Source organism: Aequorivita sinensis (assembly GCF_006346335.1).
In the GTDB taxonomy this organism is placed as follows: domain Bacteria; phylum Bacteroidota; class Bacteroidia; order Flavobacteriales; family Flavobacteriaceae; genus Aequorivita; species Aequorivita sinensis.
The window spans coordinates 159,993-182,587 of sequence record NZ_VDMC01000001.1 but is presented as its reverse complement, the minus strand read 5'-3'; the positions used below and the strand labels follow the sequence as shown (position 1 = coordinate 182,587).

At 36.4% G+C, this 22,595-nt stretch carries 22 protein-coding genes and 1 tRNA gene; 8 read left to right on the top strand and 15 right to left on the bottom strand.

Features of this window, described 5'->3' with window-relative positions:
• The 6 genes from accC to pdxA all read right to left on the bottom strand — a co-directional run bounded on the left by accC (position 1) and on the right by pdxA (position 5,018).
• A complete protein-coding gene (gene accC / locus FHP04_RS00880) occupies positions 1-1,353 on the bottom strand; it encodes an acetyl-CoA carboxylase biotin carboxylase subunit (protein WP_139853945.1) in 1,353 nt (450 codons plus the stop codon).
• Between the two features lie 79 nt (positions 1,354-1,432).
• Entirely contained in the window at positions 1,433-1,918 is a 486-nt protein-coding gene (gene accB, locus FHP04_RS00875) for an acetyl-CoA carboxylase biotin carboxyl carrier protein (RefSeq protein ID WP_139853944.1), read from the bottom strand.
• Positions 1,919-1,949: 31 nt separating this feature from the next.
• Complete coding sequence (locus FHP04_RS00870; protein WP_139853943.1) at positions 1,950-2,948, bottom strand: beta-ketoacyl-ACP synthase III; 999 nt, start codon at positions 2,946-2,948, stop codon at positions 1,950-1,952.
• 171 nt (positions 2,949-3,119) lie between these two features.
• Positions 3,120-3,317, bottom strand: a complete 198-nt coding sequence (gene rpmF, locus FHP04_RS00865; RefSeq protein ID WP_062620449.1) for a 50S ribosomal protein L32 — start codon at positions 3,315-3,317, stop codon at positions 3,120-3,122.
• 9 nt (positions 3,318-3,326) lie between these two features.
• Complete coding sequence (locus tag FHP04_RS00860; RefSeq protein WP_139853942.1) at positions 3,327-3,872, bottom strand: YceD family protein; 546 nt, start codon at positions 3,870-3,872, stop codon at positions 3,327-3,329.
• Between the two features lie 84 nt (positions 3,873-3,956).
• The gene (gene pdxA, locus FHP04_RS00855; RefSeq protein WP_139853941.1) at positions 3,957-5,018 is read right to left on the bottom strand and encodes a 4-hydroxythreonine-4-phosphate dehydrogenase PdxA; all 1,062 of its coding nucleotides are present in this window, start codon (positions 5,016-5,018) and stop codon (positions 3,957-3,959) included.
• 215 nt (positions 5,019-5,233) lie between these two features.
• Here pdxA and FHP04_RS00850 point away from each other — a divergent pair, with 215 nt between their 5' ends.
• The gene (locus FHP04_RS00850; RefSeq protein ID WP_139853940.1) at positions 5,234-5,821 is read left to right on the top strand and encodes a riboflavin synthase; all 588 of its coding nucleotides are present in this window, start codon (positions 5,234-5,236) and stop codon (positions 5,819-5,821) included.
• Here the strand turns inward: FHP04_RS00850 and FHP04_RS00845 are convergent.
• The 3 genes from FHP04_RS00845 to mce form a co-directional block, all read right to left on the bottom strand.
• Positions 5,793-6,008 (bottom strand): hypothetical protein, encoded by a 216-nt coding sequence (locus FHP04_RS00845; protein ID WP_139853939.1) that lies wholly within the window; start codon positions 6,006-6,008, stop codon positions 5,793-5,795. The two genes, FHP04_RS00850 and FHP04_RS00845, sit on opposite strands and share 29 nt — an antisense overlap.
• A 179-nt stretch (positions 6,009-6,187) precedes the next feature.
• Positions 6,188-6,264: transfer RNA gene (locus FHP04_RS00840), tRNA-Ile, on the bottom strand.
• Positions 6,265-6,313: 49 nt separating this feature from the next.
• Entirely contained in the window at positions 6,314-6,718 is a 405-nt protein-coding gene (gene mce, locus FHP04_RS00835; RefSeq protein ID WP_139853938.1) for a methylmalonyl-CoA epimerase, read from the bottom strand.
• 104 nt (positions 6,719-6,822) lie between these two features.
• Here mce and rbfA point away from each other — a divergent pair, with 104 nt between their 5' ends.
• Complete coding sequence (gene rbfA / locus FHP04_RS00830) at positions 6,823-7,218, top strand: 30S ribosome-binding factor RbfA (protein WP_165144759.1); 396 nt, start codon at positions 6,823-6,825, stop codon at positions 7,216-7,218.
• 1 nt (position 7,219) lies between these two features.
• Positions 7,220-8,425 (top strand): ABC transporter permease, encoded by a 1,206-nt coding sequence (locus tag FHP04_RS00825; RefSeq protein ID WP_139853936.1) that lies wholly within the window; start codon positions 7,220-7,222, stop codon positions 8,423-8,425.
• 245 nt (positions 8,426-8,670) lie between these two features.
• Here FHP04_RS00825 and FHP04_RS00820 read toward each other — a convergent pair whose 3' ends face one another.
• Positions 8,671-9,327 (bottom strand): FAD-binding oxidoreductase, encoded by a 657-nt coding sequence (locus FHP04_RS00820; RefSeq protein ID WP_139853935.1) that lies wholly within the window; start codon positions 9,325-9,327, stop codon positions 8,671-8,673.
• Positions 9,328-9,430: 103 nt separating this feature from the next.
• The gene (dusB, locus tag FHP04_RS00815; protein ID WP_139853934.1) at positions 9,431-10,423 is read right to left on the bottom strand and encodes a tRNA dihydrouridine synthase DusB; all 993 of its coding nucleotides are present in this window, start codon (positions 10,421-10,423) and stop codon (positions 9,431-9,433) included.
• A 332-nt stretch (positions 10,424-10,755) separates the two neighbouring features.
• Here dusB and lepA point away from each other — a divergent pair, with 332 nt between their 5' ends.
• Complete coding sequence (gene lepA, locus FHP04_RS00810; RefSeq protein WP_139853933.1) at positions 10,756-12,552, top strand: translation elongation factor 4; 1,797 nt, start codon at positions 10,756-10,758, stop codon at positions 12,550-12,552.
• Here the strand turns inward: lepA and FHP04_RS00805 are convergent.
• Complete coding sequence (locus FHP04_RS00805) at positions 12,549-12,776, bottom strand: hypothetical protein (protein WP_139853932.1); 228 nt, start codon at positions 12,774-12,776, stop codon at positions 12,549-12,551. The two genes, lepA and FHP04_RS00805, sit on opposite strands and share 4 nt — an antisense overlap.
• A 36-nt stretch (positions 12,777-12,812) precedes the next feature.
• Entirely contained in the window at positions 12,813-14,681 is a 1,869-nt protein-coding gene (locus FHP04_RS00800) for a cation:proton antiporter (RefSeq protein ID WP_139853931.1), read from the bottom strand.
• A gap of 138 nt (positions 14,682-14,819) precedes the next feature.
• Between FHP04_RS00800 and FHP04_RS00795 the strand changes: the two genes are divergently transcribed.
• From FHP04_RS00795 to FHP04_RS00785, 3 genes are read left to right on the top strand one after another with little or no spacing between them, the layout of a single operon-like run.
• Complete coding sequence (locus FHP04_RS00795; protein ID WP_139853930.1) at positions 14,820-15,680, top strand: MBL fold metallo-hydrolase; 861 nt, start codon at positions 14,820-14,822, stop codon at positions 15,678-15,680.
• Positions 15,681-15,698: 18 nt separating this feature from the next.
• Positions 15,699-17,366 carry a S8 family peptidase gene (locus FHP04_RS00790; RefSeq protein ID WP_139853929.1) on the top strand — a complete coding sequence of 556 codons (1,668 nt, stop codon included), beginning with the start codon at positions 15,699-15,701 and terminating at the stop codon, positions 17,364-17,366.
• Positions 17,366-19,261, top strand: coding sequence for a M1 family metallopeptidase (locus tag FHP04_RS00785; RefSeq protein ID WP_139853928.1), 1,896 nt, complete (start codon positions 17,366-17,368; stop codon positions 19,259-19,261). The genes FHP04_RS00790 and FHP04_RS00785 overlap by 1 nt, the downstream gene beginning before the upstream one ends.
• Here FHP04_RS00785 and FHP04_RS00780 read toward each other — a convergent pair.
• The gene (locus FHP04_RS00780) at positions 19,258-20,400 is read right to left on the bottom strand and encodes a methionine aminotransferase (protein WP_139853927.1); all 1,143 of its coding nucleotides are present in this window, start codon (positions 20,398-20,400) and stop codon (positions 19,258-19,260) included. The genes FHP04_RS00785 and FHP04_RS00780 overlap by 4 nt on opposite strands.
• 146 nt (positions 20,401-20,546) lie before the next feature.
• Positions 20,547-21,863, bottom strand: coding sequence for an adenosylhomocysteinase (ahcY, locus tag FHP04_RS00775; RefSeq protein WP_139853926.1), 1,317 nt, complete (start codon positions 21,861-21,863; stop codon positions 20,547-20,549).
• A gap of 93 nt (positions 21,864-21,956) precedes the next feature.
• Here ahcY and FHP04_RS00770 point away from each other — a divergent pair, with 93 nt between their 5' ends.
• Positions 21,957-22,592, top strand: coding sequence for a 4'-phosphopantetheinyl transferase family protein (locus tag FHP04_RS00770; protein WP_139853925.1), 636 nt, complete (start codon positions 21,957-21,959; stop codon positions 22,590-22,592).
• Positions 22,593-22,595 lie beyond the last annotated feature (3 nt).

Sequence of the window (22,595 nt, the reverse complement as noted above, 5' to 3'; positions counted from 1 at the left end):
TTAATCTTCAACTTGTTCATCCATTTTGAATGTATCCATAAAAGCAGTAGTGTAATTTCCTGCGATATAGTCTGGGTGATCCATTAATTGACGGTGGAACGGAATTGTAGTTTTTATTCCTTCAATTACGAATTCATCTAAGGCACGCTTCATTTTGCTAATTGCTTCCTCTCTTGTTTGAGCGGTTGTAATAAGCTTAGCGATCATAGAATCGTAATTTGGTACAATTGTGTATCCTGCGTAAACGTGTGTATCTAAGCGAACCCCGTGACCCCCTGGCGCATGTAAAACATTGATTTTACCTGGTGAAGGACGGAAATCGTTATATGGATCTTCCGCATTAATTCTACATTCAATCGAATGAAGTTTTGGAGTGTAGTTTTTACCAGAAATTGGAATTCCAGCAGCAACTAATATTTGCTCTCTTATTAAGTCGTAATCAATTACTTGTTCTGTAATTGGGTGCTCAACCTGAATACGAGTATTCATTTCCATAAAGTAGAAGTTTCTGTGCTTATCTACTAGGAATTCGATAGTTCCAGCACCTTCGTATTTTATGAATTCTGCCGCTTTTACAGCTGCGTTACCCATATCGGTACGCAGTTTATCGGTCATAAAAGGGCTTGGAGTTTCTTCGGTAAGCTTTTGGTGACGACGCTGAATAGAGCAATCACGCTCACTTAAATGACAAGCTTTACCGTTGCTATCTCCAACAATTTGTATTTCGATATGGCGTGGCTCTTCAATAAGCTTTTCCATATACATCCCGTCGTTTCCGAAGGCTGCTGCAGCTTCTTGGCGTGCACTATCCCAAGCTTTTTTAAGATTTTCTTTCTTCCAAACAGCTCTCATACCTTTACCACCACCACCGGCAGTAGCTTTCAACATTACTGGGTACCCAATTTCTTCGGCTACTTTTTCACATTCTTCGAAAGATTCTAAAATCCCTTCACTTCCAGGAACTGTAGGAACTCCAGCGGCTTTCATAGTAGCTTTTGCTGAAGCTTTATCACCCATACGGTCAATCATTTCAGGTGATGCTCCGATAAATTTAATACCGTGTTCTTGGCAAATTTTAGAAAACTTAGCGTTTTCTGAAAGGAATCCATAACCAGGGTGGATTGCATCTGCATTTGTAATTTCCGCAGCAGCTATAATATTAGACATTTTCAAGTAACTTAAGTGACTTGGTGCTGGTCCAATACATACAGCTTCGTCTGCAAAGCGTACGTGCAAACTCTCTTCGTCGGCTGTAGAGTAAACTGCTACAGACTTAATTCCCATCTCGCGACAGGTACGAATTATGCGCAGTGCTATTTCGCCCCTATTTGCAATTAATATCTTTTTAAACATAACTTTTCCTTAAATAACAAATTCCGAACCTCAAATTCCAAAAATATTGGGATTTGGATTTGGGATTTGGAGTTTATATTTATGATGGATCTACTAAAAATAAAGGTTGGTCGAACTCAACTGGTGAAGAGTCGTCTACAAGAACCTTTACTATTTTACCAGAAACTTCACTTTCAATTTCGTTGAAAAGTTTCATAGCTTCAATCACACAAAGTACATCTCCTGTATTGATATTGCTTCCAACTTCAACAAATGGTGCTTTGTCTGGAGATGGTTTTCTATAAAAAGTTCCGATAATTGGAGACTTTATAGTAATAAGTTTAGAATCTGCCTCTTCTTTCTTTGCTTCAGTTGCATCGGCAGCAGGAGCCTGTTGAATTTGCGGTTGCTGCATTTGAGGTTGCGCTTGCATAGTAGGGATTTGCTGAATGTAAGTAGTTTCACCCTTACTATCATCAGAACCAGTTTTAATGGTGATTTTGATATCCTCCATTTCTAGTTTCACTTCGCTGGCACCACTTTTTGCCACAAACTTGATTAAGTTTTGTATATCCTTTAATTCCATATTAGAAAATTTAGTCTTTAGGTGGTTAAAATTATTTTGAATTGTAAGCCCATTTAAGGTAAACGGCGCCCCAAGTAAAGCCTCCTCCAAAGGAAGCAAAAATTAAATTATCTCCTTTTTTAAGTTGTTTCTCATAATCGGATAAACACAAAGGTAATGTAGCTGATGTAGTATTTCCGTATTTATGAATATTCATCATGACCTTTTCAGGAGGTAGGTTCATTCTTGTAGAAGTAGCATCTATAATTCGTTTGTTTGCTTGATGAGGAACTAGCCAATCTACATCTTCTCCAGTCAGGTTGTTTTTCTTCATCACTTTTTCACAAACATCTGCCATGTTAGAAACAGCAAACTTAAATACCGTTTTTCCTTCTTGATGCACGAAGTGTTGTTTGTTGTTTACAGTTTCTATTGAGGCTGGGAGTAAAGATCCACCCGCATCAATTTTAAGAAATGGTCTTCCTATTCCATCGGTACGTAAGTGTTCATCTTGAACGCCAAGACCTTCAGTATTAGGTTCGAATAAAACTGCTCCTCCGCCATCTCCAAATATTATACATGTAGTTCTATCGGTATAATCAATAATAGACGACATTTTATCTGCGCCTATTAAGAGTACTTTTTTGTATTTTCCAGATTCTATGTAGCGTGCTGCTGTAGACATTCCAAAGAGAAAGCTTGAGCAAGCCGCAACTAAATCGTAAGCAAAAGCATTTACGGCACCAATTTGTGTGGCTACGTAAACACCTGTTGTAGCAACTGGCATATCTGGCGTTGCGGTTGCCATAATAACCATGTCAATTTCTGCTGGGTCTGTATTGCTTTTTTCTAGCAGGTTTTTTGCTGCCTGTATAGCTAAATAGGAAGTACCCTTATCCTTGTCCTTTAATATTCTTCTTTCTTTTATTCCCGTTCTAGATGTAATCCATTCGTCGTTGGTATCGACCATTGTTTCTAGAACTTTGTTAGAGAGAACGTAATCTGGCACGTAACTTCCTACAGCGGTAATGGCTGCCGTTATATTGTTCATAAAGCGGAATTAAAATTCACATAAAAGAGTAAAAACCCTTTAAAAGGTGTGAAAATTACTAAATTTTACTTGAATTTCGGCACTAGTATGTCGTTTTTTGACTTTTTGCAAAGTTAAAAAATAAAAAAACCCTCACGTTCCCGTGAGAGTTCCTAGTAATTGTAAATAAGTTTAAGCTTCTACCTGCTCAGTTGCATCGATAACAACTTGTCCGCGGTAGTACATTTTTCCTTCGTGCCAATGAGCTCTATGGAAAAGATGTGACTCACCTGTTGTAGGGTCAGTTGCAAGAGTAGGTGCAGTAGCTTTATAATGCGTTCTTCTTTTATCTCTTCTTGTTTTCGAGATTTTTCTCTTTGGATGTGCCATTGCTATTTATTATTTATCCGTTAATAGTTTTTTTAATGAATCCCAACGGGGATCGGTATTCTCGTCTTCCACAACCGATTCTTCATCAATTGCTTTCGGACTAAGTTCTTCAAGTTTATCTAGTATGTCGCTCTTTAATGTGCCGTCTTCTACTCCAGGGTGAATTTTTCGTGATGGCATTGCCAAAACAATCGATTCATAAATGAATTGCTGAATGTTTACTTCATAACTTCCGTGAGGAATAATTAGTAAATCTTCATTCTCATCATTGTATTCTTCTCCAAATTTCACTACAAATTTGTATGATCCTGAAATTTCCTGATCATATAATTCGTTTGTAATATCACAAGCAACGTTTACTCTTCCGTCAAAAGTTAATGTAAACTCTAATAACGTGCTTGTTTTATCCAGCAATACGTTGAGATTAATAGCTGCGTTATTAAATTCGTCATACTCAAAATGCTCAAAGAACGCTTTATTTAATTCAAAGTTAAACTGGTGTTTTCCTAACTTCAACCCTACAAAAGGGATGGTAAATTCTTTCAATTCCTTCATTATCACACCTAAATTTAAGACCTTAACCTTACGGATAAGGCGGGTGCAAAGATAAAAAATTATTTCAAATGCAAATTAGTTTTTCTATTTCTTTTTCGAGTAGCTTCTTTTGCGTGAAGTTTGTAAGGGATTTTTGGAAATTTCCTTGTACTCTTCGCGTGTGTGATAGATTGAAATAGCGCTAAATACAGCTTCTCGAAACGATTCAAAATTAGCTTCGTTTTTACCCGCCAAATCAAAGGCTGTCCCGTGATCTGGGGATGTTCGGATTCTATTTAAACCTGCTGTAAAGTTTACGCCTTTTCCAAAAGCTAATGTCTTAAAAGGAATTAATCCTTGATCGTGATATGAAGCGATTATGGCGTCAAAATTTTTATAATTTCCTGATCCAAAAAAACTATCGGCAGCATAGGGGCCAAATACCATTTTGCCATTTTTACGAATATTGTCTAGTGCTGGACGTAATAACGTATCATCTTCGTCGCCAATTACACCATTGTCGCCAGTGTGTGGATTTATCCCTAAAACGGCGATTTTTGGTTTTTCGATGGCAAAGTCTTCAATTAGTGTTTGATGGATGGTATTAATTTTATTGTCAATTCGCTCACGAGTAATGTTTTTTACTACATCCTTAACTGCAACGTGATCGGTTAAAAGGCCTACTCTCAAGCTCTCCGAGATAAGAAGCATTAAGCTATCTCCTTGTAATTCCTGTGCTAAATAATCTGTATGCCCTGGAAAATTAAATCCTTCAGATTGAATATTACTTTTATTTATTGGAGCTGTTACTAATGCGTCAATTTTACTTTCTTTTAGAGCTGCAACCGCTGCTTTTAAGGATTTTATTGCGTATTCGCCACCTTTTTCATTTTCTTCTCCGAAGGAAACGTTTACGTGTTCTTTCCAAACATTCAATACGTTTATTTTCTTCGGAATTAAATCTTCTATTTTGTCTATTCCGTGGAAGTTGACATCCGTTTCAAAATGTTTTTTGAAAAAAGACATCAATTTAACTGAAGCAAATATCACAGGGGTGCAAAACTCTAGCATCCTAGAATCTTCGAAGGTTTTTAAAATAATTTCACTACCAATTCCATTAATGTCGCCAATTGAAATTCCAACAACTATTTTATCTTCTGTACCCATTTTTTAATTGTTATTTTTGCACTACAAATGTAACTAACACATTGTGCATTTTGATTATAATATTTTAAATAAAACGAAATCAATTTTCTTTTCTTCTATTATTAATGAATAGAAAGAAGATTTATAAAGTTCATTTATACTTGAATGCGTGCTTTAAGATATAATGTTAAACATATTTTCAAAATCCACAACTAACTTTAGAAAAAAAATTATCAATGTTCACAGGTATTATAGAAACGCTAGGTGAAGTAGCTAAACTTACAAAAGACGGTGAAAACCTTCATATTGAAATAAAATCTCCTTTGGCAAGTGAGTTAAAAATAGACCAAAGTGTTTCGCATAACGGGGTGTGTTTAACTGTTGTTGAAATAAAAGACGACGCCTATGTGGTTACAGCAATTCAGGAAACCTTAGAGAAATCGAATTTAAATTCCCTAAAAAACAACGCTCTTGTAAATTTAGAAAGAGCAATGAAATTAGGAGATAGGTTGGATGGGCATATTGTGCAAGGTCATGTTGATGGTGTAGCCGAATGTATTAATATTAAAGAAGCTGATGGGAGTTGGGTTTACACTTTTCAATATTCTAATCCTGAATTTAGCACAGTTGAAAAAGGTTCTATAACGGTTAATGGTGTAAGCTTAACTGTTGTTGATTCAAAAAAATCACAGTTTAGTGTGGCTATAATTCCATATACTTATGAACATACAAACTTTAAAGAAATTAAAGTTGGTGATAAAGTAAATTTAGAATTTGATATAATTGGGAAGTACGTTAAGAACCTGATGCAGCCCTATTCATAGCTTGATTTCTTTTGTAAAGAATATAAATTCCAAACATCAATCCTGCCACAAGTAATATCCATAAGTTGTCATCAATTGGTAGCTGAGGGCCTTCTGGATCGCCATCACGAGCGGGTGGCGGAGGACCTTGGGTTTCCGTAACCGACTGTAATGCAAGAAAAACTACCGTATACAAAAATGATATCATGAATGTTATATAATGGTGGGGACGGTAAACACGTGCCTAAAGTAACAATTTTTTTACTACTCTACTAAATTATTTTAAGAACATTCTGAGATAAATTTATCTTTTTAAGAATAACCCGAGTAAAACAGTAAGAATTTCTATAAAAAAAACAAAGTCTTGCAACGCAAGACTTTGTTTTGTGGTGGTCCCACCTGGGCTCGAACCAGGGACCACTTGATTATGAGTCAAGTGCTCTAACCAACTGAGCTATAGGACCGGTTAAGAGGATGCAATATTACTACTAATTTTAAAACTCTACAAGAAATTTATTCCTTAATTTCTTGACAAAGTTCAACCAAAACTCCATTGGCAGACTTGGGATGAAGGAAGGCAACTAACTTATTATCAGCGCCTTTTTTAGGGGTTTCGTTTAACAATATAAATCCTTCTTTTTTCAATCTTTCCATCTCAGACTTAATATCATCGACTGCAAAAGCTATGTGGTGAATTCCTTCGCCACGTTTTTCAATGAATTTTGCGATAGGGCTTTCTGGATTGGTAGCTTCTAAAAGTTCAATTTTGCTTTCTCCACTTCTAAAGAAAGAAGTTTCTACGCCTTCGCTTTCCACCTTTTCACTTTTATATGGTGCGTTGCCTAGCAAGGCTTCGTAAACCTTATTAGCTTCTGAAATGTTTTTTACCGCAATGCCAATATGTTCTATTTTCTCCATTTTATTACTTGTATCTGCAAAAATACAAACTTATTTCTATTATAATTCTACAAGCTTACCGGTATAAATGCACTCGATACAGTTTTATGTTCTATTTTTGCAGTATGGAAGAAAGTAATAGACAAAAAAAGATAGCCAGTGTTTTGCAGAACGACTTGGCAAATGTACTACAAGGAATGCTACGTGAGGCGGGGCAAACAGGTATAATTATATCGGTAAGTAAAGTAACAGTAACCACAGACCTTTCTATATCAAAGGTATATGTAAGTGTGTTTCCAGCAGATAAGGCTGAGGCAATTGTTGTTGAATTAAATAAAAATAAACCTCATATTAAACATCAAATAGCCCAGCTTACAAAGCATCAGCTTCGAAAAATGCCAGACCTTACATTTTACAATGACGACTCTTTAGAATATATAGAAAAGATAGATCGTGCAGTAAAAGGTGAAGATAATCCGCTGAAAAACCCTGATTTACTTCCGAAAAGAAAAAAGTCATAGCTTGAATTTTTCCCTCTACATCGCAAAGCGTTATTTGTTTTCAAAAAGTAGCAACAATGCCATTAATATTATTACTGGTATTGCAGCGATTGGAGTGGTAGTTGGTGCAATGGCTTTGTTTATTGTGCTTTCAGGATTTTCTGGCTTAAAAGAATTCAGTCTTCAGTTTACAAACGAATTTGATAGCGATTTAAAAATCCTTCCTGAAAGTGGAAAAACCATTTCTTTTTCAGAAGCACAAAAGCAACAATTAGCGAAAATTGAGGGAATCGAAGTCTTTTCAGAAATTATTGAAGAACGTGTTTTTCTACACTACAAAGGAAAAAACCATATCGCCTATATAAAAGGTGTGGATACGGTTTATGGAAGTGTAAATTCTATAGATAGCATTATGATTGCTGGATTGTGGTTTGAACCTTCCCTTAGCGAAGTAGTTATTGGTTTAGGAACCTCAAGTAAGCTCTCATTATATCTAAATGATTATAGTAATCCATTAGAAATATATGTTCCTAAGCCGGGTACAGGGCAGTTAAATGCTCTAGATCCCACAAATGCATTCACGAAAAAACGGACTGTAGTTTCAGGAGTTTACAGTGTTAATGAGGATTTAGATTCTAAATATGTATTTACCGATATGGATTTTGCCAGAGATTTACTATCGCTTGATGAATCCAAAATTTCTGCAATTGAAATAAAGATGTTTTCAAATGCTTCAGAAGAATCTGTTAGGGCAAATATTGAAAAAGTTTTCCCTGAAGGTGTTGTTATTAAAAACAGAATTCAGCAAAATGACGCGCTTTATAAAATGCTGAACACCGAAAACATTGCTGTATACCTAATTTTTACATTAGTAATGATTATTGCACTTTTCAATGTAGTGGGATCTATAATAATGATGATTCTAGACAAGCGAAAAAACATAAAAACACTCTATAATATGGGAGCCTCGCTTAGAGAAATACGCCGTATCTTCTTTTTGCAAGGAACATTAATGACTGTGTTAGGTGGTATAGTAGGGATTTCTCTTGGGGTGCTTGCTGTTTTGGCGCAATTAAAGTTTGGATTCGTAGCAATAACTAGTACTCTGCCTTATCCCGTAAAGCTAAACCTGGTAAACATTATAGTAGTGTTTGTAACCATAAGCGTTTTAGGTATTCTGGCATCCAAAATAGCCTCGAGTAGGGTACGAGAGAAGTTGTTGGTTTAGAAGTATTCAATTTTAATTGCACTACAAATATTTAGTGTTCAAATTAACACTAAGATTAAAAAACTCAGTTTAGTCGATGATAACTGGGGTATAAACAACACCTATTGGGTGACATCTTTTTGTTAAGCTTCACAACGAAATTTAATGATTAAGAAATTTTCTTAATCACCAACATATAAATAGGCAAGCCTTATGTATTAAGTCTTTCAGTCCCGATAGCTATCGGGATGGTCTTACATCTTAGATTAAACAACCAAATATTCGGGGTCTGCACCTAGACTTACCAATGCTTCACAAATTTCTTCTGTAAAATCTTGTGGGCCACACACGTAAAAACGAGAATCAAAATTCCCAATAGTTTCAATAAGGTATTTGCGGTCTATTCGGCGTTCGCGAAAACCAATTACTCCTTCTTTAGTAAACACATTTTTATAGGCGGGGCCTAGCATTTTTGTCAATTCATCGTGAAGTATAATATCGTCTTTTGTTCTGTTGGAATACAACAAGGCTACTTTGCGTAGATTTCCACTTTCAAAAAGCGCTCTAAAAATTGCGATAAATGGAGTTATCCCAGTTCCGCCAGCAATAAAAATACCTGGCCCTTTATATTTTATAGTCCCAAAAACCTCGTGAAGTAGAAGCTCTGCTCCCGTGTTGAGTTTTCCCATTTGAGCGCTAACGCCTTCGTGCTCTTCGTAAATTTTTACGATGATCTCTAAATAATCCCAATGTTGTAATGAAGTAAAGGTGTAGGGGCGTAGCTGATTTTCCCAGCCCGGAATATTTATAGAAATAACTGCCGATTGGCCGGGGGCGTAGGTGAAATCTTTCGGTTTTTCTAGTACAAAACGTTTTACGTTATGGGTTATATATTGATTGCTTATTATTTTGAGGGTTTGCATTAGGCCAATTTAAACGTCAAAGATAGAAAGGATTTTTATGAAAAGCACCTTATTTTTCTAAACAAACTTATAATCTCCAATGCTAATATTTGTTCGGCAACATTTAAACAAACTCATAATCCCCAAACGCTTCCAAAACCTCATCAAAAGCTTCAAAAACGGAAGCAGAATCATCGCTAGTTACCATTTTCATTCGGTATTCCTTAAAGTTTGGAATTCCTTTAAAATAGTTGGTATAATGGCGGCGGGTTTCAAAAACGCCAAGTTTTTCACCTTTCCAATCAATTGCCATTTGTAAGTGGCGTTTGGCGGCTTCTACACGCTCAAGCATCGATGGGGGTGGTAAGTGTTCGCCAGTTTTAAAATAGTGTTTTACTTCTTTAAAAAACCAAGGATATCCAATACTAGCACGGCCTATCATTGCACCGTCCAATCCATATTTATCGCGCATTTCCATTGCTTTTTCGGGCGTATCAACATCTCCATTTCCAAACACAGGAATATGCATTCTTGGATTGTTTTTTACTTCGGCAATAGGTTTCCAGTCGGCATTACCTTTATACATTTGGGCGCGAGTACGGCCGTGAATAGAAATTGCTTGACAGCCTACATCCTGTAAACGTTCGGCAACTTCCATAATTTTTATACTATCGTGATCCCAGCCTAATCGTGTTTTTACGGTTACAGGCAGTTTTGTGTGCTTTACCATCGCTTCGGTAAGGCTTACCATTAAATCTACGTCCTTTAAAATCCCTGCACCTGCGCCTTTACTTACTACTTTTTTTACGGGACAACCAAAGTTAATGTCGATAATGTCTGGACCGCTGGCTTCTACAATTTCTACACTGCGCAACATAGATTCTAGAACAGCTCCAAAAATCTGAATTCCTACAGGGCGTTCCTTTTCATAAATATCAAGCTTCATCACACTTTTTGCAGCATCCCGAATAAGTCCTTCCGAAGAGATAAATTCAGTAAAAACCACATCGGCGCCTTGTTCCTTACAAAGTGCACGGAAGGGCGGATCGCTTACGTCTTCCATTGGGGCTAGTAATAATGGAAAATCAGGCAGTTGTATGTTTCCTATTTTTGGCAATTTCTTTTTATTTGAGAATGCAAAAGTAGTAAATATCAGTATAATAAATCACTATTGCCTTACTAAGACTTAAGACCGCTTCGCTAAAGGACGTAAGACATAGGATTTGACGTGTAAAATATTGATGTATAGTATTTTGTCGTTATTTATTTTTAAAATGCGCTAATTTTATGTAATATTTTTTAGGTCTTATGTCTTACGTCCAAAAGTCTTATATCGTTTATTAAAATAAATTCTATTGAATGAAATTATTATTAACTACTTCATCATAACTAAAATAATCACTCTTTTAATCTATATTTGCAATTCGTAGCACGAAGAAGGATTAATTTATGAAGAACATTAGAAACTTTTGTATTATAGCGCATATTGACCACGGGAAAAGTACTTTGGCCGACCGACTATTGGATGCCACAGGTTCCGTTACTAGTCGTGAAAAACAAGCGCAACTATTAGATAGTATGGACTTGGAGCGCGAGCGTGGTATTACTATTAAAAGTCACGCGATACAGATGGACTATATGTACAAGGGTGAGCAATACGTATTAAACTTAATTGACACTCCTGGGCACGTTGATTTCTCGTACGAAGTTTCTCGTTCTATCGCTGCCTGCGAAGGCGCCTTACTAATTGTAGATGCTGCACAAAGTATTCAAGCGCAAACGATTTCTAATTTATACTTAGCGCTGGAAAATGATTTGGAGATTATTCCAGTATTAAACAAAGTAGATCTTCCTTCGGCTAATGTTGAGGAGGTTACCGATGACATTGTAGACCTTCTAGGGTGTAAGCCAGAAGAGGTGATTCCAGCTAGTGCAAAAACAGGGCTTGGTATTGAAGAAATACTGAGCGCCATTATCGAGCGAATTCCACCACCAACGGGTGTTTTGGATGAGCCGTTACAAGCCCTGATTTTCGATTCTGTTTACAATCCATTCCGTGGGGTTGAAACGTACTTTAGAGTTTTAAATGGTGAAATAAAAAAAGGGCAGCACATAAAATTTATGGCTACCGGAAAAAGTTATTACGCCGATGAAGTTGGAACTTTAAAATTAAAACAACTTCCAAAAGATTCGATTAAAGCTGGAGATGTTGGATATTTAATTACAGGAATTAAAGAGGCTAAAGAAGTAAAAGTAGGTGATACCATTACCGATTCAAAAAATCCGACAGTCAATATGATTGAAGGGTTTGAAGATGTAAAACCTATGGTTTTTGCTGGAATTTATCCTGTAGATACTGAGGATTATGAGGAGTTGAGAAACTCAATGGAAAAACTTCAGTTGAATGATGCTTCTTTAATATTTATTCCTGAAAGTTCTGCAGCCCTTGGATTTGGTTTCCGTTGTGGTTTCTTGGGAATGCTGCACTTAGAGATTATTCAAGAAAGATTGGAAAGAGAGTTTGACATGACGGTAATTACTACCGTGCCAAACGTATCATACCATGCATTTACTAATAAAGAGCCGGATACACCGATTTTGGTGAATAACCCTTCCGACTTACCGGAACCTTCAACTTTAAATAGAGTAGAGGAACCTTATATTAAGGCGACAATTATTACAAAATCAGATTTTGTTGGTTCTGTAATGTCTCTTTGTATTGAAAAGAGAGGTGAAATTACAAATCAGACATATTTAACCACCGAACGTGTAGAGCTAACTTTTGATATGCCTTTGGCAGAGATTGTTTTCGACTTTTACGATCGATTAAAAACAGTTTCTAAAGGGTATGCTTCTTTCGATTATTCTCCAATAGGGATGCGTCAATCTCACTTAGTTAAGGTAGATGTGTTATTAAATGGAAACGTTGTAGATGCACTTTCTGCTTTGCTTCACCGAGATAATGCTTATGATATTGGAAAGAAAATTTGCGAAAAACTTCGCGAACTAATCCCAAGACAACAATTTGATATTCCTATTCAAGCTGCTATTGGAGCAAAAATTATTGCTCGTGAAACGGTTAAAGCACTTAGAAAGGATGTTACCGCAAAATGTTATGGGGGTGATATTTCTAGAAAGCGTAAACTTCTTGAAAAGCAGAAGAAAGGTAAAAAGCGTATGCGTCAAGTAGGGAATGTTGAAATTCCACAAGAGGCGTTTATGGCTGTACTTAAGCTAAATGACTAATTTCCGCAGCTAGCACCAGTTTCTTCTAAACCAGAAATATAAGTTCCGTAAGGAGTCCCTGTATCTTGTCCGTTTACAGAAGCATTGCCATTGCTTTCTTCACACACTTCAAAATCTAATGTTGAAGGTGAAGAGCAAGTAGTGCAAGATCTTCCGTCGTCTTTTTTACAAGATGAAACGAAAAGGATGCAAATGATTCCTGTAATATAATAGACTTTCTTCATTTTTTCTTTTTATCTAAAAACAAAAATTTCAACGGTTTATTTCTCAGATTTACCTTCGTTCTCTGAACGCGTAGCATTTACTACATCTTCAAAATCCATAGGTTTTCCTAAGTAAACTAAATTACTTCCTTCTTCAGTTTCTAATTCAGTAGGGGAAGTAATCAGGTCTAAAAATCCGTCTGGGTGTTTTAAAAATAGCGGGATTGCATTTTTATCTTCACCAACAATATTGAGAACTCTTAAAAACTGATTGTGATTTTCAACAGGAATTTCTTGTATAGACGGGAATTCTTGGGCAACTTGTGCAAACCTAGAGTAATCGTGAGTATAAGAGAACAATTCTTTAATCGATAAGTTTTTGTTCTTTTTCATTTCGTCTGAGGTAATTAACCTAAATGTTCCATTTTCCCCAAAATATTTTTCAAATCGGTTAATTGCTTGCTTGTTAATTTCGTCACTCCCCGTCATGGCTAGTATATATCCCACATCATTTAGCTCTATATTGTCTGTTAAATCATCGGTATAGATATTCGCAGTAAAGGCTTCTAATCCTAATTCTTTAGCTCTATTAATATTTAGCTGGTTAGAATCTACTAGCACTACGTGGCGTTCGTTTTTATGTAAATAAGTGGCAATTAGTCTAGATGCTTTTGAAGCTCCTACAATTAAAATTCCTTCAGACTTTTTAAGGTAAACTCCCATCCATCCAGCAACTAATCTGGCAGTAGTTGCGTTTAAAATTACTGTAATTAAAACCACAGCAAAAACTAATGGTGTAATGTATTCGGCACCCACAACACCTTTTGTAACAAGTTTAGTTCCAAATAAAGATGAAATACCAGCGGCAACTATCCCACGAGGTCCTACCCAGCTAATAAAAAGTTTTTCATTTACTTTAAGAGACGATCCGGTTGTACTGGCAAAGACAGTTAATGGCCGCAAAATAAAAATAATAATAGCTAATAATATTGCCGTTTTCCAGTTGTAAACTAATAGCAAATCTTCAATGCTAATATTTGCGGCAAGTAGAATAAATAGAATTGACACTAGTAAAACACTCAGTGATTCTTTAAAGTAAAGGAGTTCCTTAAGACTGGGAAGATCGCTGTTTCCTAAAAACATTCCCATTACTACCACGGCTAATAAACCAGATTCGTGAGCAAACAAGTCGCTGATTACGAATACCGCCATTACCATTGAAAGTGCAACAACATTAGATAGATAATGAGGTACAAGTTTCTTTTTAATGGCAAAATAAAGCGCATATCCCGCGGTAATACCAAAGGACATACCTATTAATACAATTTTTCCGAAGTCTAGTAATGCTTGCTTAGTATAGCCCGAATCGCCTTCAACACTTATAAACTCATAGACAAGTACAGCTACAAGTGCGCCAATAGGGTCAATTAATATACCTTCCCATCGCAACACTGCAGCAACGTCTTTTTTCAGTGGAATATTCCTCAAAATAGGAGAAATCACCGTCGGACCTGTTACTATAATCAAGGCTGAAAATAGAAACGAAATTCTCCAGTCTAATCCAAAAATATAGTGTGCAGCCGCACCAGCTCCAATAAATGTAATCGCGGCACCTATACTTATAAGTTTACCGATTGCCGGCCCTACTTTAGAAATCTCATCGCGTTTGAGCGTTAGTCCTCCTTCAAAAAGTATAATTCCTACCGCTAGTGATACAAAATAGAAGAGATTCTCCCCGGGGAAGAGCCCTTTTTCTCCATTCCAAATGGGCTGAAGCCATTGAGTTCCATCAGCAGAAATAAGTGTAGAGATTGGTCCTACCAAGAGGCCAATCATAATTAAAGGTAAAATGGCAGGTATTTTAAATTTCCAAGCTACCCACTGAGCCAATATTCCTAAAATTATAATTCCTGCAAGTTCTACCATAAAAAACGGGGTTTTGGCAAATTAAAAAATTTTCTCTTCCACTGAAAAAGAATAATTTGTTAAAAATAGTATAATTATTTTTACTTGGGCCTTAGGAGTGTAACGCTTTTGTTATTTTGCAACTCATTTCTTCAAATTATGCAACTATTTCCAATTGAAGCCGGTAATTTTAAATTAGATGGCGGTGCAATGTTCGGCGTTGTGCCAAAAACCTTATGGACGAGGACGAATCCTGCGGACCAAAATAATATGATTGATATCGCTGCGCGTTGTCTTCTTATTGAAAATGGCGATCGATTAACACTTATTGACACCGGAATGGGTGATAAACAAAGTGAGAAGTTCTTCGGTTACTATTTTAGATGGGGCGACCACAACCTTGACAGCTCTTTAAAGAAACATGGATTTCATCGTGACGATATTACCGATGTTTTTATGACACACTTACACTTCGATCATTGTGGTGGTAGTGTTCAGTGGAATAAGGAACGAACAGGCTATGAAACTGCTTTTAAAAACGCGACATACTGGAGCAATAAAGACCATTGGAAGTGGGCTACAGAGCCTAATAGACGTGAGCAAGCTTCTTTTCTAAAAGAAAATATTTTACCAATGCAAGAAAGCGGGCAGCTTAAATTTGTAGAGCAGCCAACGTCAGACTTTTCGGAGGCTAAGGAGCTGGACTTTGGAATTCTTTATGTCGATGGACATACCGATAAACAAATGATTCCGCATATAAACTATAAAGGAAAAACGTTGGTTTTTATGGCAGATTTGCTTCCTACGGCTGGTCATTTACCACTTCCGTTTGTAATGGGGTATGATACAAGACCACTATTAACCCTTCCCGAAAAAGAAAAATTTCTGAACAAGGCTGCAGAGAACAATTTCTATCTTTTTCTAGAGCACGATGCTCACAACCCAATTATTACAGTAAAAAATACCGAAAAAGGGGTTCGACTTAACGAAACTTTTTCCCTAACAGAATTCTTTAACTAACACTTTAATTACTATAAAATGAATATTTTTAAGATCTCTTTACTTGCAGTTGGTTTTTCAACTGTCTTGGCTAGCTGCGGTGGTGCCTCAGCAATTATTGCTACTCCAATCGAAAACATAGATGCAAACCCCTTAAAAACAGCTCCACTAACCGATGCTGAATTAAAGAACTGGCCAATGATGGATCTTGTGGCCGATACAGTTCCTGGAATGAGTGTGGATAAAGCGTACAATGAATTAATTGGAAAAAGAAAAGGAAAAACTGTTATTGTAGGTGTTATTGACAGTGGTGTAGATATTGACCACGAAGACCTTAAGAATGTACTATGGACGAATCCTGGTGAAATACCTGGAAATGGAATTGACGATGACAATAATGGATTTATAGATGATGTTTACGGATGGAACTTCCTAGGTGATATCACTGGTGAGAATATGGAGTTTGTTCGTATTATCAGAAAACTTAAACCAAAATATGAAGGTAAAACCGAGTCTTCAATTAGTGCAGCGGATAGAGCAGAATTTGCTATCTATCAAAAGGCGTTAGCTGAGTATGAAAAAGAAAAGGCTGAGGTTGATATGAATATAGCTCGTTACGGGCAAATGCTTTCTCAAATAAAACCAGTGCATCAAGCAATGGCGAAAAAGCTAGGTAAAGAAGATTACACTAAAGAAGATTTAGCTGCTATTAAAAACCCTACTGCTGAAGAGCAGCAACAAATAGGAATGCTTAACCAAATGTTGAGTTTTGGAGACTCTATACCTGAACTTATCGAAAATATTGAAGGAGGATTAAAGTACTTCAATTCTAGAGAGCAGAATCATTTTAATATGACAAAAGATTTCCGTGCAGTATTAGGAGACGATCCTTACGATATCACTGATAATATTTACGGTGATGGCAATGTTGCTGGGCCGGATGAATTAAGAGAAGAAGCTAAACACGGAACACACGTAGCAGGAATTATCGCAGCACAACGCGACAATGGAATTGGAATGAATGGTGTAGCTAATAACGTTCAAATCATGTCTGTTCGTGCAGTACCAGATGGTGATGAGTACGATAAAGATATTGCTTTAGCTATTCGTTACGCAGTAGATAATGGAGCTAAAATCTTAAATACTAGCTTCGGAAAATACTACTCTCCAAATTCAGAGTGGGTTTACGATGCAATTAAGTATGCTGCTTCAAAAGATGTATTAATTGTAAATGCAGCTGGAAACGATGGGTTAGATTTAGATACTGTAAACGTTTATCCAAACGATCAAGTAGACAATGGTCCAGAAATGGCAGATACCTTCTTAACCGTTGGTGCGCTTAACTATAAATACGGAAGTGAACTAATAGCAAACTTCTCTAACTACGGAAAAAACAATGTGGATGTTTTTGCACCGGGTGTAAAAATTTATTCAACAACACCATTAAGTACTTACGAATATTTACAAGGAACATCTATGGCAGCACCTGAAGTTGCTGGTGTGGCAGCTGTAATTCGTTCATACTACCCAGAGCTATCTGCAGTTCAAGTAAAGCAGATTTTAATGGATAGTGGATTAACTTCAACTGCAAATGTTATTTTAGGAGGTGAGCAATCGAACACTAAACCATTCTCAGAAATTTCAAAGTCTGGGAAAATGGTGAATTTGTATAACGCCTTAATTATGGCAGATAAAATGAGTAAATAATGAAAAATATTTTTAGCGTATTATTTATAACCGCTTTAATTTCTGGTCTTTCGGCAACCCTTTATTCGGCCACTGCACAAAACAATAAGTGTTATTGGCAACAAAGAGTTGATTATAAAATGAACATCGATGTAGATGTCGAAAAATATCAATATAAAGGGACTCAGGAGTTGAAATACACAAACAACTCTCCTGATACATTAAACAAAGTTTTTTATCACTTATATTTTAACGCATTTCAACCTGGAAGTGAAATGGATGTGCGCTCTCGTACCATTGCCGATCCAGATAGAAGGGTAGGTGATAGAATTTCAAAATTAACATCGGAAGAGATTGGGTATATTAAACCAACCTTTTTCACTCAAGATGGTGAAGCCGTTAAATACACTATTAAAGGAACTGTGATGGAAGTGATTTTGAATAAGCCTATTCTTCCAAATGAAACCACAGTATTTAATATGAAGTGGGACGCGCAAGTACCTTTACAAGTACGTCGTTCAGGTAGAACAAGTGCTGAAGGTGTAGCATTAACAATGACACAATGGTACCCAAAGATAGCTGAATACGATTTTGAAGGTTGGCATGCACATCCATATATTGGACGTGAATTTTACAGTGTTTGGGGAGATTATGACGTAACTATTACAATTGATGAAAATTATACAATTGGAGGTACTGGATATTTACAAAATCCAGCCGAGGTTGATCATGGTTACACACTACCAGGTCAAAAACCAATGCATCCTAAAAACGGAAAGTACACATGGCACTTTTTAGCGCCAGACGTTCACGATTTTGCTTGGGCGGCAGACGATAACTACATCCACGATACTTATGAAGGTCCAAATGGGGTTACACTTCACTTTCTTTATAAGGACAATCCTGAAATTGCAGAAAACTGGAAAAATCTTCAGAAAAAGACTGCAGAGTTAATGGAATTTTTCAATGAACATGTAGGTCCCTACCCTTATGAGCAATATTCAGTAATTCAAGGTGGAGATGGCGGAATGGAATATGCTATGAGTACAATGATTACTGGCGAACGTGATTTTGGAAGTCTAGTAGGTGTTACGGCTCACGAACTTGCACATATTTGGTTTCAATTTGTGTTAGCAACAAACGAAAGTAAGCACGAGTGGATGGATGAAGGGTTTACAGTTTACATTGCAGATGAAGCAATGAATTATGTAATGGAAGAAAACAAAGCTAATCCACATGCAGGTTCATATAGAAGTTACTTTTTTAACGCAACTAGTGGTCAAGAACAACCACAAACCACTCACGCAGATAGATATGCTACAAACCGAGCTTATAGTATAAATGCATATAGCAAAGGTTCTGTTTTCTTAGCACAACTAGGCTATGTAATTGGTCCTGATAACCTTTCAAAAACGTTGAAGCGTTATTACACCGATTTCAAATTTAAGCATCCAACTCCAAACGATTTTATTCGTACTGCTGAAAAAGTTTCAGGATTTGAATTGGATTGGTATTTGACAGACTGGACCCAAACTACTAATACGATAGATTATGGAGTTAAAGCGGTTGAAACTGAAGATAAAAACACTAAGGTTACTTTAGAAAGAATTGGTTTAATGCCAATGCCTATAGATCTATATGTAACTTATGAAGATGGATCGCAAGAGTTATTTTACATTCCACTAAGAATGATGTGGGGAGAAAAGCCAAACCCTTTTGCTGAGTTAAAGCGAACCGTTTTAGACGACTGGGCTTGGGCATATCCTACCTATACATTCGAAATTAAGAATGGAAAAAAAGTTAAGAATATGATGATAGATGCTACACAAAGAATGGCAGATATCAACCCAGAAAATAACTTTTGGGAGAAAACAAAAAACAAGAGTTTAATAGAAGTAAATAAGAAAAATCCTTAAAACTCATTAAGGATTTTTGCGGCCTCTGCCAAAGTATCATCGGTTTTTGCAAAGCAGATTCGGATTTGTTTAAAATCTTTTTCAGCCTTGTTAAAAACCGATGTTGGTATGGTCGCAATTCTATGTTCTTTAGTAAGTCTTTCTGCAAAGACAATATCACTCTCATTTGAAATTTCAGAAAAATCTAACATCTGAAAATAAGTTCCCTTGGAAGGGATAATTTTAAAACTAGATTCTTTCATTAAGTTGAGAAAGAAATCACGCTTTTGCTGGTAGAAATCCGAAAGCTTTAAATATTTGCTATCATCTTTTAAGTAAGTTGCAAATGCTTTTTGAAAAGGGTGATTAACGCTAAACACTATAAATTGATGCAATTTTTGAAATTCTTTCATTAAAGGTGCAGGTGCTACACAATATCCAATCTTCCATCCTGTATTGTGAAATGTTTTCCCAAATGAAGCTGTAACAAAACTGCGGTTTGCTAAATTTTCAAATTTTGAAGCACTTTGATGTATGTTTCCATCAAAAATAATGTGTTCGTATACCTCATCACTTAAAACGAATAAATCATTTACTTCAGCTAAATGCTGTAACTGAAGCATATCGTCTTCAGAAAAAAGCATTCCACTTGGGTTATGCGGACTGTTGATGATAATCATTTTAGTAGATGAAGTAATTTTATCTGCAACTTCTTGCCAATCTACTTTATAGTAAGGTGGTTTTAATTGAATTGGAACAACTTTTCCACCAAACAAAGCTACTGTAGGCGCATAACAATCATAAGCAGGGGTAAATATAATTACTTCATCTCCTTTTGAAATTGTTGCTGAAATTATTGTAAATATTGCTTGAGTTGCTCCAGTAGTTACTGTGATTTCTGTTTCTGGATTATAAAAATGATTGTGAAGTTTTTCAATCTTTTTTGAAATCTCCATTCTAAGTTCAAAATCTCCAGCCATTGGTGCGTATTGATTGAAACCCTCTTCCATAGCCTGATCTACAAGTGCACTTAAAGCAGGATCGGTTGGAAAGTTTGGAAATCCCTGCGAAAGATTAATGGCGTCGTAATCTGCCGCCATTTTACTCATGACTGAGAAGATGGAGATCGGGATATTTGGGAGTTTTGAGTTTTTAATCATATTGATTGAATTTTTAGACATGAATGTGCTTGTCTAAGTTACTATTTATTTCAACCAATAAAAAAACCCTCGCTCCCAATAATTATCAGGACTGCAAGGGTTCTAATGTTAATATTGTAAATCTAAAATCTACAATCGTAAATCAATTAATATCTGTAGTACTCAGGTTTGTAAGGTCCTTCAACAGTTACACCGATGTATTCGGCTTGATCCTGGCGAAGCTCTGTAAGTTCAACTCCAATCTTTTCTAAGTGAAGTTTAGCAACCTTCTCATCTAAATGCTTTGGAAGCATATAAACCTCGTTCTCATAGTTTTCACCATTTTTCCAAAGTTCGATTTGAGCTAATGTTTGGTTTGTAAAGCTGTTACTCATTACAAAACTTGGGTGACCAGTAGCACAACCTAAGTTTACTAAACGACCTTCAGCTAAAAGAATAACATCTTTTCCATTGATAGTATATTTATCAACTTGTGGCTTAATTTCAACGTGAGTGTCTCCATGGTTTTCCTTTAACCAAGCAACAGCAATCTCGTTGTCGAAGTGACCGATATTACACACAATGGTTTTATCCTTCATCGCTTTAAAATGCTCACCGCGAACGATATCTTTATTTCCTGTGGTTGTAATTACAATGTCTGCATTGCCAACAACAGTTTCTAATCTTTTCACTTCAAAACCGTCCATTGCAGCTTGTAAAGCACAAATAGGATCAATTTCAGTTACAGTAACGATACTCCCCGCACCTTTAAACGAAGCAGCAGTTCCTTTTCCAACATCACCATATCCACAAACCACTACACGCTTTCCAGCAAGCATAACATCAGTTGCACGGCGAATTGCATCTACGGCACTTTCACGGCATCCGTATTTGTTATCAAACTTACTTTTTGTAACACTATCGTTAATATTAATAGCTGGCATTGGTAAAGTTCCTTTTTTCACACGCTCGTAAAGACGGTGAACACCAGTTGTAGTTTCTTCAGAAATTCCTTTTACAGCATCAGCAAGTTCTGGATACGTATCCAAAACCATATTGGTAAGGTCACCTCCATCATCAAGAATCATATTTAAAGGCTTGCGTTCTTCCCCGAAGAAAAGCGTTTGCTCGATACACCAATTAAATTCTTCCTCTGTCATTCCTTTCCATGCGTAAACTGGAATTCCAGCAGCAGCAATTGCAGCGGCAGCGTGATCTTGAGTAGAGAAAATATTACAAGAGCTCCAAGTAACTTCGGCTCCTAGAGCAACTAATGTTTCAATAAGTACAGCAGTTTGGATGGTCATATGTAAACATCCAGCAATGCGAGCACCTTTTAGCGGCTGTTCCTTCCCGTATTCTTCACGAAGAGACATAAGGCCCGGCATCTCAGCTTCTGCAAGCTCAATTTCTTTTCTTCCCCAGTCTGCCAGAGAAATATCTTTTACTTTATAGGCCGTATAAGGCACAGTTTTAGTTGACATATTTATTATATTTATACCCTATAATGCGGATATCTGTTAATATTTAATTTTGATTTTCAGACCGCAAAAATACATAATATCCCTCAAAAGTCTATGCCACTTTACAAAACTATAACAGTTAATTCCAGCACTAAAGTCTTCATTTGGAAGATTGAAGAGTCTCTTGAGGCTCTTTCCGATGGAATTGAATTGACAGAGAATTGCGCCAATCGTGTAAACAATATGAAAAGCGAGTTGCACCGCCGTGGCTTTATGAGTATTAGACACTTAATGGCCATGGAAGGTTATACCGATTTTGATTTGTATTACGACGAAAATGGAAAACCCCATTTAAAAGATGATAAACACATATCAATTACACATTCGTTCAATTTCGCTGCAATAATTATCAGTGATAAAGAAGTGGGAATAGACATTGAAAAACAACGAAACAAAATTCTGAGAATTGCTCATAAATTTACACCAATTGAAGAGTATAGAACTATTGCAAATGAAGATGCAATGATGCGGAAGCTTACAATTGTTTGGTGTGCTAAAGAATCGCTTTATAAAAGTTACGCAGAAAAAGGAGTAAGCTTTTTGGAAAATATTTATGTAGATGAATTTACTTTAGATGAAAATAAAACAACTGCAAATGTAAATTACGAGGGCAAAGAGCAGAAATATACTGTAGATTTCTTCGAGTTCGAAGGTTTTACTTGTGCTTATGCTCTTCAAGCTGAAGCGTAATAC

What these genes read in the sequence shown, in the direction of transcription:
- accC (WP_139853945.1), bottom strand. Translation starts at nt 1,353, where the DNA reads ATGTTTAAAAAGATATTAATTGCAAATAGGGGCGAAATAGCACTGCGC.
- accB (WP_139853944.1), bottom strand. Translation starts at nt 1,918, where the DNA reads ATGGAATTAAAGGATATACAAAACTTAATCAAGTTTGTGGCAAAAAGT.
- FHP04_RS00870 (WP_139853943.1), bottom strand. Translation starts at nt 2,948, where the DNA reads ATGAACAATATAACGGCAGCCATTACCGCTGTAGGAAGTTACGTGCCA.
- rpmF (WP_062620449.1), bottom strand. Translation starts at nt 3,317, where the DNA reads ATGGCACATCCAAAGAGAAAAATCTCGAAAACAAGAAGAGATAAAAGA.
- FHP04_RS00860 (WP_139853942.1), bottom strand. Translation starts at nt 3,872, where the DNA reads ATGAAGGAATTGAAAGAATTTACCATCCCTTTTGTAGGGTTGAAGTTA.
- pdxA (WP_139853941.1), bottom strand. Translation starts at nt 5,018, where the DNA reads ATGGGTACAGAAGATAAAATAGTTGTTGGAATTTCAATTGGCGACATT.
- FHP04_RS00850 (WP_139853940.1), top strand. Translation starts at nt 5,234, where the DNA reads ATGTTCACAGGTATTATAGAAACGCTAGGTGAAGTAGCTAAACTTACA.
- FHP04_RS00845 (WP_139853939.1), bottom strand. Translation starts at nt 6,008, where the DNA reads ATGATATCATTTTTGTATACGGTAGTTTTTCTTGCATTACAGTCGGTT.
- mce (WP_139853938.1), bottom strand. Translation starts at nt 6,718, where the DNA reads ATGGAGAAAATAGAACATATTGGCATTGCGGTAAAAAACATTTCAGAA.
- rbfA (WP_165144759.1), top strand. Translation starts at nt 6,823, where the DNA reads ATGGAAGAAAGTAATAGACAAAAAAAGATAGCCAGTGTTTTGCAGAAC.
- FHP04_RS00820 (WP_139853935.1), bottom strand. Translation starts at nt 9,327, where the DNA reads ATGCAAACCCTCAAAATAATAAGCAATCAATATATAACCCATAACGTA.
- lepA (WP_139853933.1), top strand. Translation starts at nt 10,756, where the DNA reads ATGAAGAACATTAGAAACTTTTGTATTATAGCGCATATTGACCACGGG.
- FHP04_RS00805 (WP_139853932.1), bottom strand. Translation starts at nt 12,776, where the DNA reads ATGAAGAAAGTCTATTATATTACAGGAATCATTTGCATCCTTTTCGTT.
- FHP04_RS00800 (WP_139853931.1), bottom strand. Translation starts at nt 14,681, where the DNA reads ATGGTAGAACTTGCAGGAATTATAATTTTAGGAATATTGGCTCAGTGG.
- FHP04_RS00795 (WP_139853930.1), top strand. Translation starts at nt 14,820, where the DNA reads ATGCAACTATTTCCAATTGAAGCCGGTAATTTTAAATTAGATGGCGGT.
- FHP04_RS00790 (WP_139853929.1), top strand. Translation starts at nt 15,699, where the DNA reads ATGAATATTTTTAAGATCTCTTTACTTGCAGTTGGTTTTTCAACTGTC.
- FHP04_RS00785 (WP_139853928.1), top strand. Translation starts at nt 17,366, where the DNA reads ATGAAAAATATTTTTAGCGTATTATTTATAACCGCTTTAATTTCTGGT.
- FHP04_RS00780 (WP_139853927.1), bottom strand. Translation starts at nt 20,400, where the DNA reads ATGATTAAAAACTCAAAACTCCCAAATATCCCGATCTCCATCTTCTCA.
- ahcY (WP_139853926.1), bottom strand. Translation starts at nt 21,863, where the DNA reads ATGTCAACTAAAACTGTGCCTTATACGGCCTATAAAGTAAAAGATATT.
- FHP04_RS00770 (WP_139853925.1), top strand. Translation starts at nt 21,957, where the DNA reads ATGCCACTTTACAAAACTATAACAGTTAATTCCAGCACTAAAGTCTTC.